Annotated in this window: 14 protein-coding genes; 5 read left to right on the top strand and 9 right to left on the bottom strand. The window is 59.3% G+C overall.

Features of this window, described 5'->3' with window-relative positions:
* Window positions 1-77 precede the first annotated feature (77 nt).
* The 5 genes from AC24GY_RS23650 to AC24GY_RS23630 form a co-directional block, all read right to left on the bottom strand.
* Window positions 78-311, bottom strand: a complete 234-nt coding sequence (locus AC24GY_RS23650) for a helix-turn-helix transcriptional regulator (RefSeq protein WP_487687937.1) — start codon at window positions 309-311, stop codon at window positions 78-80.
* 296 nt (window positions 312-607) lie between these two features.
* On the bottom strand, window positions 608-1,105 hold the full coding sequence (locus AC24GY_RS23645; RefSeq protein ID WP_422316221.1) for a hypothetical protein: 498 nt from the start codon (window positions 1,103-1,105) through the stop codon (window positions 608-610).
* Window positions 1,102-1,746, bottom strand: a complete 645-nt coding sequence (locus tag AC24GY_RS23640) for an anti-sigma factor family protein (RefSeq protein WP_487687929.1) — start codon at window positions 1,744-1,746, stop codon at window positions 1,102-1,104. The genes AC24GY_RS23645 and AC24GY_RS23640 overlap by 4 nt, the downstream gene beginning before the upstream one ends.
* The gene (locus AC24GY_RS23635) at window positions 1,730-2,341 is read right to left on the bottom strand and encodes a sigma-70 family RNA polymerase sigma factor (RefSeq protein ID WP_422316217.1); all 612 of its coding nucleotides are present in this window, start codon (window positions 2,339-2,341) and stop codon (window positions 1,730-1,732) included. The genes AC24GY_RS23640 and AC24GY_RS23635 overlap by 17 nt, the downstream gene beginning before the upstream one ends.
* A gap of 92 nt (window positions 2,342-2,433) precedes the next feature.
* Entirely contained in the window at window positions 2,434-2,940 is a 507-nt protein-coding gene (locus AC24GY_RS23630; RefSeq protein ID WP_487687926.1) for a LysM peptidoglycan-binding domain-containing protein, read from the bottom strand.
* 228 nt (window positions 2,941-3,168) lie between these two features.
* Here AC24GY_RS23630 and AC24GY_RS23625 point away from each other — a divergent pair, with 228 nt between their 5' ends.
* The 4 genes from AC24GY_RS23625 (at window position 3,169) to AC24GY_RS23610 (ending at window position 7,594) form a co-directional block, all read left to right on the top strand.
* Window positions 3,169-4,020 (top strand): sugar phosphate isomerase/epimerase family protein, encoded by an 852-nt coding sequence (locus tag AC24GY_RS23625; protein WP_487687923.1) that lies wholly within the window; start codon window positions 3,169-3,171, stop codon window positions 4,018-4,020.
* Window positions 4,021-4,053: 33 nt separating this feature from the next.
* Window positions 4,054-5,460 carry a Gfo/Idh/MocA family protein gene (locus AC24GY_RS23620; RefSeq protein ID WP_422316212.1) on the top strand — a complete coding sequence of 469 codons (1,407 nt, stop codon included), beginning with the start codon at window positions 4,054-4,056 and terminating at the stop codon, window positions 5,458-5,460.
* A 133-nt stretch (window positions 5,461-5,593) separates the two neighbouring features.
* The gene (locus AC24GY_RS23615; protein ID WP_487687920.1) at window positions 5,594-6,622 is read left to right on the top strand and encodes an SMP-30/gluconolactonase/LRE family protein; all 1,029 of its coding nucleotides are present in this window, start codon (window positions 5,594-5,596) and stop codon (window positions 6,620-6,622) included.
* A 177-nt stretch (window positions 6,623-6,799) separates the two neighbouring features.
* The gene (locus AC24GY_RS23610) at window positions 6,800-7,594 is read left to right on the top strand and encodes a tRNA threonylcarbamoyladenosine dehydratase (RefSeq protein ID WP_487687918.1); all 795 of its coding nucleotides are present in this window, start codon (window positions 6,800-6,802) and stop codon (window positions 7,592-7,594) included.
* A gap of 1 nt (window position 7,595) precedes the next feature.
* Here AC24GY_RS23610 and AC24GY_RS23605 read toward each other — a convergent pair whose 3' ends face one another.
* Genes AC24GY_RS23605 through AC24GY_RS23590 form a run of 4 tightly spaced genes read right to left on the bottom strand, consistent with a single transcriptional unit; the run spans window position 7,596 to window position 9,567 of the window.
* On the bottom strand, window positions 7,596-7,850 hold the full coding sequence (locus AC24GY_RS23605) for a hypothetical protein (RefSeq protein ID WP_487687916.1): 255 nt from the start codon (window positions 7,848-7,850) through the stop codon (window positions 7,596-7,598).
* A 39-nt stretch (window positions 7,851-7,889) separates the two neighbouring features.
* Window positions 7,890-8,267 carry a rhodanese-like domain-containing protein gene (locus tag AC24GY_RS23600; RefSeq protein WP_487687912.1) on the bottom strand — a complete coding sequence of 126 codons (378 nt, stop codon included), beginning with the start codon at window positions 8,265-8,267 and terminating at the stop codon, window positions 7,890-7,892.
* A 33-nt stretch (window positions 8,268-8,300) separates the two neighbouring features.
* The gene (locus tag AC24GY_RS23595; RefSeq protein ID WP_487687909.1) at window positions 8,301-8,828 is read right to left on the bottom strand and encodes a hypothetical protein; all 528 of its coding nucleotides are present in this window, start codon (window positions 8,826-8,828) and stop codon (window positions 8,301-8,303) included.
* 22 nt (window positions 8,829-8,850) lie between these two features.
* Window positions 8,851-9,567: a superoxide dismutase gene (locus tag AC24GY_RS23590; RefSeq protein ID WP_422316200.1), complete on the bottom strand. Its 717-nt coding sequence runs from the start codon at window positions 9,565-9,567 to the stop codon at window positions 8,851-8,853.
* Between the two features lie 107 nt (window positions 9,568-9,674).
* Between AC24GY_RS23590 and AC24GY_RS23585 the strand changes: the two genes are divergently transcribed.
* Window positions 9,675-10,745 (top strand): OmpA family protein, encoded by a 1,071-nt coding sequence (locus AC24GY_RS23585; RefSeq protein WP_422316198.1) that lies wholly within the window; start codon window positions 9,675-9,677, stop codon window positions 10,743-10,745.
* Window positions 10,746-10,764: the final 19 nt, after the last annotated feature.

Genomic DNA, 10,764 nt, shown 5'->3' with positions numbered 1-10,764 from the left:
GGCAGACCCAGCGCTGCGCGCCGCGAGCTGCAAACTCAAACCGCGAACCGCGCACAAATCCTGCCCAGCGTCACCACTCACCCCCGCGCCGGCGCACGGAACGTCTTCGGACTCGGCCACCCCTGGTTCTTGAAGGCCACGCACAAATACTCCCCCGATGAAAAACCGGCGCGCTCGGCAACTTCCGCTATCGAAAGACGCGTCGTGCTCAGCAGCTGACGCGCATGCTGCAGCCTCACCTTCAGGATCTCGCCATACGGTGAACACCCGAAATGACTGCGAAATTTACGCTCAAACGCCGTGCGCGACATCGGCACCACCTGCAGCACCGAAAATGGTGCGTCTCGCCTCGGCCTGGCGCATGCACAAATCAGTAATTCCTAGCTGGAGGGGCGACTTTACCCCCTCGGGCAGATGGAAAAAGAGATCCCATTTCGGCAGAACTTTGTGATTCGCTGGGATCAGTCGCCGGGTTTGGCGCCCATCGTCATTTCTCGGCGAGAGTCATGAGCCTTAACGGCTGATTTCTGCCGCGTGACTTGATCGTTTTATGCTGATCGAAGCCTGTTGAGTCGTTGAACTGGACGATTGGACCAGTGAGTTCCTTTTATTTGCGCTCCAGGAACAGAACAAAAATCAAACGTCCTTCTTTCCATGGCGGTCCGCCGATGAACAAGGGGCTGTCTTTGCGCAGAACGGCATCACTTTTGACCAAAACCTGCTGCTCACGCCAGACTTGAAGATGTAAATTCACCCCGCCTTTGTCAGCCGGTCCTTTGGAGTCAATTTTCATGAACAGATCCCGGGAAGGAACGACCCAGGATTCATACTCACGGAAGATGTCCTGCCGATGCTGGCCGAGGATTTCGAAGTGTTTGAACGGAAACACCTTCGCGAGTCGCTCATTCAGCCGGGGCAGCTCCGCGTGAATCGGCTCTTTGGCGCCGGTCAGTTGGGTGGCATCGTTGGTGGCGAAAATGAGCGCGCCCCACACGTGACCTTCAGTCGCGTGTTTGACTGAAGATACCACAGAGGGTGGCTGCCCCTGGGCACTGGCAAGAGCCGTGCTGATGACAAGGAAGAGCGCTGTAAGGAGGGGCTTCATCCGCGAGGAGTGATCATGGGATTGCCAAGTGCGTCACGGGAAATCATGAGCACCGGAGTTCCATGGGCGTCGAACATCGTTGTCGAGGCCAGTTGAGGCTCCACTTCACTGCGCTGGATGTTGATTCCCGAAACTTTACGCTCAGCCGGCACAGCATCCAGTCCATCAAGCATCAGGACGGTGGCATCTGCGGCAGTGTCATGGTAGGTGCGCGCCTGCACGTGGGTGTTGGGGGTGTAGGAACTGAGGATCATGCTTTCCGAAGCGTCACCTGTCGCGGGATTCATCAGGAAGAAGCCCAGAACCGCCAAGGCAGCAGTGCCGGCCAGCGCAAACCATGGCTGGCGCAGCCATTGAAACATGGCGCCCCAGCCCGGAGCGGCCTGCTTGGCGCGTGTGTCGTCCAGCGCCATCTGGGTGATGCGCACTCCGATCTGAGTATTGAAGTAATCGGCGTGCGGCACACGCATTTCGGCGGGCAGATGGGTGCGGAGGCTGTTGCTCAGCTCGCGCATCTGCCGGGCTTCCTTGGCGAGCACGGGATCTTGCTTGAGGCGCTCCTCAAAAGTGGCGCTTTCCGTTTCATTCATTTCGCCATCAATCCAGCGAATGAGGTCGTGTTCTTCAGATGGAGGTTTCATAAACGTCGTGGAGTTGTTCCTGAAGTTTCTTGCGGGCGTAAAACAGACGCGACATCACCGTGCCGAGAGAGCAGGGGATGAGGGCGGCGATTTCTTCATAAGCGAGCCCTTCGACCTCGCGCAGGACGATGACCTGGCGGTGTTCGGGCGAAAGTTTGGCGATGGCCTGCTGAATACGCTGCCCGAGCTCGGCGTTTGTCATGGCAGCGTCGGGCGCTAGATCGCCCTTCGGCGTGGCTTCCGCGCCTACGGCGACGCGGTGCTCGGTGCGTTCGTCATCGAATTCACCATCGCCCTGGATCTTCTTTTTCCGGAGCCAGTCATAGCTCACATTGTGGGCGATGCGGTAGAGCCAGGTGTAGAATCCCGCATCATGCTTGAACGTCGGCAGCGCGCGCCATGCCTTGATGAAGGCCTCTTGGGCGAGGTCCCATGCTTCGGTTTCGTTCTGGATGAGGTGATAGGTCATGGCATAAATCCTCCCACGGTAGCGCGTGACGAGAACGTCAAAGGCCCGCGTGTCGCCTGCTTGGCTGCGTTTGACCAAGTCGAGGTCTGAGACTTCGCCAGGGTCAGTCGATGCTGAGGCAGGCATGGATTATTGTTGGCAGAGGATTGACGGCCGTGACGGTGGAATTATTCAGGTCGCAGCACGTTTTGGAGCCAAAAAATGCGTCGAACGTTGAATCAGGGGATTTTCAGGGACTGACCAAGTCGGATCAGATCACTGCTGAGGCCGTTGGCGGCCTTGATCTTAGCCACGGAAGAACCCTTTTTCCGGGCGATGGAGGAGAGCGTGTCACCCTTGACGACGGTGTATCTCGACCCCGAGGACTTTTTGCCAGTCGCTTTGGATTTCGAAGGGGTGGACTTCTTCTTCGCAGAGCTGCTGGAAGCCGTGGACTTCTTGGGCGTGGATGACGTGCTGGACGGCGTCACCTTCTTCGTGCCGCTGAAAGCATAGGGGTTCGCAGGAGGCTCCGGCGGCAGGGAGGGCGGGGCCGGCGGGGTCTGATACTTCGGCGTGGTGGAAGAAGCGTAGCCGCTCTGGCCCGGGTAAGGATTGTAATGCCCGTCGGTGCCGTAGTTGGAGGCATAGGGATCGCTGCTAGTGCCGCCGGATTTGTTCGTGTTTTCACAGGAAGCCAGGGCAAGGCAGGTGGCGGACAGCGCGATGAAACGGAGGGCAGTCATGATGAGGTGTGATTTCAGCCAGCAAACTCGCATGGCGGGAAGTCTACGCACTAATGAAATCGGGCGCATCCTTTTCAATGCCTAATTTGCCGCTGCTGAGCCTGTGCTGCGATTTCCCGAGGTTGGCGCAATAGAGGCGGCAGCACGGGCGTTGTGCCTGACGAGGGAAATCTTCCGACACAGACCTTGCCAATTCGCCCGCCATTCCCTAGCTTCGTGTCCCACCCCATGAAAATCGGCTTCAATCTCCTTCTCTACTCCGGCCACATCACCGAGGCAAACTACCCCGTCATCGAAAAACTCAAGGCCACCGGCTACGACGGAGTCGAGGTTCCGATCTTTGATGTCAGCAATCCCGCCCATTTCAAAGGCATCGGCCAGGTGCTGAAGGACAACGGCCTCGAATGCACGGCTGTCACCGTCCTGCCAGATGAAGCCCACAACGCTATCAGCCCCGTCGCGGCCAACCGCCAGGGTGCCATTGATCATCTCAAGCGTGTGATCGAATGCGCGCACAACGCCGGCGTGCAGACTCTCGTCGGCCCCTATTACCAGGTGCTCGGCCAGTTTACCGGAGCCTTCCCTTCGGAAGCTGAACTTGCAGGCGCTGCCGAAGTGCACCGTGCCATCGCTCCCGTCGCTGAAGCCGCAGGCGTGAAGTGCGCCATCGAAGCGCTCAATCGCTTCGAGGCCCACCTGCTCAACACCATGGAGCAGGCTGCCGCCTACGTGAAGCGCGTCGATCATCCGAATTTCGGCACGATGTATGACACCTTCCACGCCAACATCGAAGAGAAGAACCCGCTGGCGGCCATCGACACGGTGTTTGCCTCCGGCAAGCTCAACCACGTCCACATTTCCGAAAATGATCGCGGCACTCCTGGCCGTGGCCACATCAACATCGTTGAGCAGATCAAGCACCTCAAAAAGATCGGCTATGACGGCTGGATGACCATCGAAGCCTTTGGCAGCGCCCTGCCAGACCTCGCCGCCGCCACCCGTGTCTGGCGCGATTTCTTCCCCAACACCGAACAAGTTTACACCGAAGGCTACGCGCTCATCAAAAACGCGCTCGCCTGATTTGAAGCCACGTCAACCCAACCCATTCAACCCATGAACACACCGACCCCACCCCCAGCAGCGGCGACCTCCCGCCGCCAGTTTATCGGCACCACCGCCGCGACTGTAGCAAGCACCGGCCTCACCGTCGCCCAGTCCGCGAATGTTGCCGGCAGCGATGAAATCAAAATCGGCCTCATTGGCTGCGGCGGTCGTGGCACCGGCGCTGCCGGCCAGGCGCTCAGCACCAATCAGAAAGGCGTCACGCTGCACGCTGTGGGCGACGCCTTCAAAGAAAAGGCGGACGGCGCGCTGAGCAATCTGCGCAACAAAGTCCCAGACAAGGTGAAGGTCGATGACTCCCGCATCTTTGCCGGTACGGACGCTTATCAGAAGGTGATCGATTGCTGCGATCTCGTCATCCTCACGACGCCTCCCGGCTTCCGCCCGTATCACTTCGAAGCCGCTGTGAACGCTGGTAAAAACATCTTCATGGAAAAGCCCGTCGCTGTGGACAGCCCCGGCGTGCGCAAGGTCCTTGAAATGGCCAAAATTGCCGACGAGAAAAACCTCAAGGTCGTCTGCGGTCTTCAGCGTCGCTACCAAAACTGCTACCGCGAAGCCCTCACTCAGGTCAAGGAGAACGGCGTCATCGGCGACATCGTCTCCGGCCAGGTTTACTGGAATGGCGGTGGCATCTGGTTCCGCGACAAGCGCCCAGACCAGACCGAACTCATGTACCAGCTCAACAACTGGTATTTCTTCACCTGGCTCTGCGGAGACCACATCAATGAGCAGCACATCCACAACATCGACGTGGCCAACTGGTTCCTTGGTGGTCACCCCATCAGCGCCCAGGGCATGGGCGGCCGCCAGCAGCGTGTGGACAAGAAATTCGCCCAAATCTATGACCACCACTACGTGGAGTACACCTATGAAAACGGTGTCCGCATCAACAGCCAGTGCCGTCACCAGTCCGGTGTGAGCAACGCCGTGCGCGAAGAATTCACCGGCACCAAAGGCAAGATCTACCTCGACAACAGCGGCCGCTGCTACGCCAACAACCACAAGGGCGAAACCATCTGGAAATACCGCCCAGGTGGCAAGGATCCCGCATCGGCAGGCAAGGGAAATGCCAAGAAGCTGGATCCAGATCCATATCAGACCGAGCACGACACCCTGCAGGCCGCCATCCGTGAGAACAAGCCCGTCAACAACGCCTACTACGGTGCTGAATCCACGATGACCGCCCTCATGGGCCGCATGGCCACCTACTCCGGCAAGGAGCTGAAGTGGGATGAAGTGCTCAACAGCAAAGTGCAGCACATGCCCAACATCATCACCCCCGAGTCCGAAGCGCCGGTCAAACCCGATGCTGAAGGCTGGTACCCTGTCGCCATGCCCGGCTGGGCTGCGAAGGATTATGCCGAGCATGGCCGCCAGAACGTGGAGATCGTCTAATCTCACCAACCTGGATCACTCCAGCCCCGGTCGCAGCGATGCAGCCGGGGCTTTTTTGTGTGCTATCTCCTTCTCTCCTGCTGCCAAATCTCTTGTCAATCGCACGTTCCATTCGCTACAACCATCTCCTGCCATGAACACCAGCCGCCGCACCTTCCTGACCAGTTTCGCCGTTTCCGCCGCCACCACGACTTTGCTGTCCCGCGACTGGTCCGGCCAGACGCCCGAGCGCTATCCAGATCCCGATGTCATCGTGCTCGAGCCTGAGTTTGAAAAACTCATTCAGGGAAACTCGCCCATCCGCCGCCTGCACACCGGCATGCTCTGGGCGGAAGGCCCGGCATGGAACGGCAGCGGCAACTACCTCGTGTGGAGCGACATCCCGAACAACGCGCAGATGCGGTATCTGCCCGAAGATGGCCACGTCTCCGTGCTGCGCAACAACGCGAACAACAGCAACGGCAACACCTTTGATCTACAGGGCCGCCAGATCTCCTTTGAGCACGCCACGCGCCGCGTCGTCCGCTACGAACTCGACGGCAAGATCACCGTGCTGGCCGACAAGTTTGAAGGCAAACCGCTCAACGCACCGAATGACGGCGCCGTGCATGCCGACGGCTCCGTGTGGTTCACCGATCCCGGCTACGGCAGCATGATGGATTACGAGGGCAACAAAGGAGAACTGCTGCTGAAGGAGGCGGTGTATCGCATCGATCCAAGTGGTGAGATCAGCAAGGTTACGGAGGATCTGGAGAAACCGAACGGGCTCTGTTTTTCGCCGGACTACCAGAAGGTTTATATCGTGGACACGGGTGCGCCGAAGAACATCCGGGTGTATGAGGTGGATGGCAAGAAGGTGAAGAACGGGAAGGTATTTGCGACTAACAAAGGCATGCTCACCGACAAAGCTGCCAAAGGAAACTCGGACGGCATCCGCTGCGACGTCGAGGGCAATGTCTGGGCCAGCGCCGGCTGGATCGGCGACGGCTACGATGGCGTCCACGTCTTCAATCCCGCAGGGAAAATGCTCGGCTACATCAAGCTTCCTGAAACCGCCAGCAACCTCTGCTTCGGCGGTCCGAAGCGGAACCGCCTCTTCATCACCGCTTCGCAGAGCCTTTATTCGCTCTACGTGAATACGCGTGGAGCGCATCATTGCTGAGAAAAGCTGGCGACGCTCGGTTTAGCCGCAGAGGAGCAAAGAGGCAGAGGGAGCAGAAAATCCGAATTTATTCAAAATCTCTGCCGCCTCTGCTCCTCCGCCTCTCTGCGGCTAAATCGAATGATCCATGGCTCGGCAGTTCCTTGATCTCAAGTGCTGCCCACGCTAAACGACTGCATGGATGAATCCTACACCCAACGCTTTGGCGGCATCGGGCGGCTTTACGGAGCTGCAGCGCTGCCACGTCTTGCCGCAGCACACGTCGCCATCGTGGGTGTTGGTGGTGTGGGGTCCTGGATCGTGGAGGCTCTGGTGCGCAGCGGCATTGGCGAGCTGACGTTGATCGACATGGATGACGTCTGCATCACCAACACCAATCGGCAGCTTCCCGCGCTGGCCCACACCATCGGTGTGTCGAAGGTCGATGTGCTGGCCGCACGCGTGGCCGAGATCAATCCCGCCTGCCGCGTGAACCGCGTCATCGAGTTCCTCACGGAATCGAATGCGGACCGTCTGCTCGCGCCGAATTTTGATTTCGTGGTCGATGCCGTGGATCGTACTTCGATCAAGGCGATCATCATCGCCCGCTGCCATGCACGCGGTTTGCCGGTCATCACTTCGGGATCTGCCGGGGGGCGGCGAGATCCCACCGGCATCAAAATCGCCGATCTCGGTCATGCCGGGGCGGATCCCCTGCTCCGTGGTGTGCGCCAGAGCCTGCGCCGTGACTATGGCTTCGCCAAAAGCGAACAGGGCCGCCCCGTGACGATGGACATCCCCTGCGTGTTCTCCATGGAGAAGCCGGTGTTTCCGTGGGCGGATGGTTCCTGCTCCCTCGAACCCGAAACCGGCGCTGAAACGGGCCTGCGCCTCGATTGCGCTGCTGGCTTTGGTGCTGCGACGTTCGTCACCGGCACCTTTGGCTTTGTGCTTGCGGCGGAGGTGGTGAGAAGGCTGACGAAGGCGGATTGAATTAGGGTGCCAGGAAGGCGTCCACATCGAGTTCATCAGCCATTTGGTTCAACTTTCGCAATGGAACTCTGGGTGCAAAAACACCCTGATGAGGACGGATGCGAAATGGGGTGGAAGCCGGAAGCGATTGCGCCGGCTTGCTGAGTGCGGTGCGTAGCAGGCTAAACGCCATTTCGGCCACGGGCTGCCCTTTCTGCTGCGCTGCGGAGTGGAGCAGCGCAGCAAGATCGTCATCAAGCGTCAATGTGATAGGCATGGCGGAAGAAATTGACGCAAAGATCGGCTGCCAGCAACGCTACTTCACCACCGGCTTGCCCGCCGCTGCCCAGCCGCCGAAGCCTTCATCCAAGTGGATCAGGTTCGTGAAACCGAGTTTTTCAAAGACCTTGAGGGCGCGTGTGCTGCGACCACCGGCCTGGCAGTGAACGAGGGTGGGCTGGGTCTTGTCGAGTTTCCCGAGCTGGGCTTCGAAGTCGTTCGCCATGATGTCGATGTTCTTCGCGCCTTGGATGTGGCCGTCTTTGAATTCGTCGGGCGTGCGCACATCAATGACGGCCACTTTGCCGTCGGCAATGATCTTGGCGGCTTCGTCAGCTTTGACGTGTTTGGCGGGGTCTGCGGCAAGCATGAGCGTGGGGAGCAAAAGAAGGAGGGCGGTGAGGAGCGTTTTCATTGGATGGGTTGGTGTAAAATATAAAGCTTAAATTCAGACTGAGCAGCGGACTTCGACGGGCATGCGGCTGAGACGTTGGTAGAGTTTAATCAGGGCGAGCAGGGGCCACCAGCGGTAGAGGTAGATTTCGAGCGGCTTCCACATGGCCACCCAGCCGATGATGGTGAGACCTTCGCGGGCGACGGACTGCCAGTTGCCATCGGCAGGGGTGATCAGCGTGGCGGTGAACTGGCAGGTGCCGAGGAAGAGCAAGCCGATCAGGAAGGACGCGCGCCCCTCGCGTATCAGGCGCTTGAATTCACGCAGCGTCATTTCGGCGCGATACTCAAAGTAATGGGCGATGGAGTTGGCGACGAGCTTCTGTGCATCGGCGACATCCACGGGACGTTTCGCCAGATGCACGACGAGCTTCAAATCGTGTTTGCGCGAGTGTTCCTGCGCCCAGCTGACGATGAATTCCTCGGCATCGTGATCCAGATCACGCTCATGGAACGGGGAGGGGTCCAGGGAGTTGAACAACTGGTTCAACTCCATGAGATTGACCTCGATGAGTTCGGTCATGAGCGTGATGCGGTGGAGCGGCTCACGCCTTTGCGGCAGCGTAGCCTTTGGCCACTTCCGCCCAGTTCACGACGTTCCACCATGCGGCGATGTAGTCGGGGCGCTTGTTTTGATACTTGAGGTAGTAGGCGTGCTCCCAGACATCCAGGCCGAGGATCGGAGTGCCAAGATCAGCGGCATCGACGATGCCCTTCATCAGCGGATTGTCCTGATTGGGTGTGGAGGTGATCTTGAGCTTGCCGTCCTTGGTGACGATGAGCCAGGCCCAGCCGGAGCCAAAGCGCTTCACTCCGGCCTCGCCGAAGAGTTTTTTGAAGTCGTCGATGCTGGTGAAGGTGCTCTGAATCGCTTCACCGAGCTTGCCTTCAGGGCCGGTCGGGCCGCTGCCAGCCGGGGCCATCCATTTCCAGAACCAGGTGTGGTTCACGTGGCCGCCGCCGTTGTTGCGGATGGCCATCCGGGAGGCTTCGGGGAGAGATTTGATGTCGGAGACCAGTTCGATGGCGTCGGTTTTGCTGATGTTCGCCGCCTTGAGTGCATCACCGAGCTTGGCGATGTAGGCGGTGTGGTGCTTGCCGAAGTGGATGTTCATCGTCAGGGCGTCGATGTGGGGTTCCAGGGCTTCGGGAGCGTAGGGCAGGGGAGCCTGGGTGAGTTCCAGCGCGTGGCTGCTGGTGGGGACAACGAGCGAGCCTGCGAGGGCGGCGGTGCTGGTGGTGAGGAAGTGGCGGCGGTTCATGGTGTTGGGGTGTGGGTGAGCTTCCAGAATACGAATTCAGCGGGGGCGATGTCACGGCGAAAGTGCTGCGTGCAATCTTTTGTCACCGTGGTAGCTTTGCATTTGTCATGGCCGCAGTCACCCATCCCCCTGAATGGACCACTCCGCAGTCCTCATTTCGTTCTCGTGACGATTGGAGCCTGAAATGGTGGGTGATGTTCGCGCTCATCCTCTCCGTGGTGTTTCACATGATGCTCGTGGTCGGTTTTGACACGCTGGGCATCTCGAATGTGACCCCCACCAAGCCGCGTGATGTGCCGGAGCGCGTGCGCATCAGCGAGCAGCTGCTGAAAGACCAGCAGGCCATCCAGGAGATCCCGGAAATCATCGCTCCCGGCAACGTGCCCGACATGAAGGCCTTTGAGCCGAAATTGGATGACTTCGACAAGCTGCAGGAACTGCCGAAGAATCAGGAGATCGACCTCACGCCGAACGTGAAGGAGATCACTAATTTCATCCGCGCCAACGATCCCGGTGACGGTGCGCCCGGCACCTCCAAAGGCGTTGACATGGCGAAGCTGCTCGCCCCAGCGGCCATGGACGGGCCGGACATCGCCACGGAGATGGCCAGCGTGCGCCGGGATGTCTTGTCCAAACCCATCTCAGAAAAACAAATGCTGCTGGATGCCGGTGCCGCAGACCCCGGCGAGGGAGGCAAGATGGACAGCGGCCTTCTTGACGCTGTCAAAAGCCAGAGCACGACGGCCGCTTCAGGCGCACGTGTGAAGGGTTTCAGCAATCTGGATGATCTGCTTGGCGGCGGTGGCAAAATGGGTGGCAGCACGGCCCCGATTCTGATGCCCACCGATCTGCTCTTTGAGTATGGCAGCGACCAGCTCGCCGAAGCGGCACGCCTCAGCCTGATGAAGCTGGGTTTCCTCATTCAAAAAAACCCGGATTCGCTCTTCATCATCGAAGGCCACACCGACAGCTTCGGCGGTGAGGACTACAATCTCGAGCTCAGCATCCGCCGTGCGACTGCGGTGGTCAGCTGGCTGCGTGAATCGCTTGGCCTGGGAACCGACCGCATTCAGGCCGTGGGCATGGGCAAGTCGAAGCCGATCGTCAGCACCGCCGGCACGCCGGAGCAGCAGGGCATGAACCGCCGCGTGGAAATCAAGGTGCGGCCGAAGAAATAACCCGTTTCACGCCAACCCC

This window comes from Prosthecobacter sp. Pr1 (assembly GCF_057652315.1).
Note: the sequence above shows the minus strand (reverse complement) of the source record. Positions and strands in the feature narration are given on the sequence as shown.

Bases quoted from the DNA above. Each gene is read 5' to 3' on its own strand.
- AC24GY_RS23615 (WP_487687920.1), top strand. From the start codon at position 5,594: ATGAACACCAGCCGCCGCACCTTCCTGACCAGTTTCGCCGTTTCCGCC.
- AC24GY_RS23600 (WP_487687912.1), bottom strand. From the start codon at position 8,267: ATGAAAACGCTCCTCACCGCCCTCCTTCTTTTGCTCCCCACGCTCATG.
- AC24GY_RS23625 (WP_487687923.1), top strand. From the start codon at position 3,169: ATGAAAATCGGCTTCAATCTCCTTCTCTACTCCGGCCACATCACCGAG.
- AC24GY_RS23590 (WP_422316200.1), bottom strand. From the start codon at position 9,567: ATGAACCGCCGCCACTTCCTCACCACCAGCACCGCCGCCCTCGCAGGC.
- AC24GY_RS23605 (WP_487687916.1), bottom strand. From the start codon at position 7,850: ATGCCTATCACATTGACGCTTGATGACGATCTTGCTGCGCTGCTCCAC.
- AC24GY_RS23620 (WP_422316212.1), top strand. From the start codon at position 4,054: ATGAACACACCGACCCCACCCCCAGCAGCGGCGACCTCCCGCCGCCAG.
- AC24GY_RS23645 (WP_422316221.1), bottom strand. From the start codon at position 1,105: ATGAAGCCCCTCCTTACAGCGCTCTTCCTTGTCATCAGCACGGCTCTT.
- AC24GY_RS23650 (WP_487687937.1), bottom strand. From the start codon at position 311: ATGTCGCGCACGGCGTTTGAGCGTAAATTTCGCAGTCATTTCGGGTGT.
- AC24GY_RS23610 (WP_487687918.1), top strand. From the start codon at position 6,800: ATGGATGAATCCTACACCCAACGCTTTGGCGGCATCGGGCGGCTTTAC.
- AC24GY_RS23630 (WP_487687926.1), bottom strand. From the start codon at position 2,940: ATGACTGCCCTCCGTTTCATCGCGCTGTCCGCCACCTGCCTTGCCCTG.
- AC24GY_RS23595 (WP_487687909.1), bottom strand. From the start codon at position 8,828: ATGACCGAACTCATCGAGGTCAATCTCATGGAGTTGAACCAGTTGTTC.
- AC24GY_RS23585 (WP_422316198.1), top strand. From the start codon at position 9,675: ATGGCCGCAGTCACCCATCCCCCTGAATGGACCACTCCGCAGTCCTCA.
- AC24GY_RS23640 (WP_487687929.1), bottom strand. From the start codon at position 1,746: ATGAAACCTCCATCTGAAGAACACGACCTCATTCGCTGGATTGATGGC.
- AC24GY_RS23635 (WP_422316217.1), bottom strand. From the start codon at position 2,341: ATGCCTGCCTCAGCATCGACTGACCCTGGCGAAGTCTCAGACCTCGAC.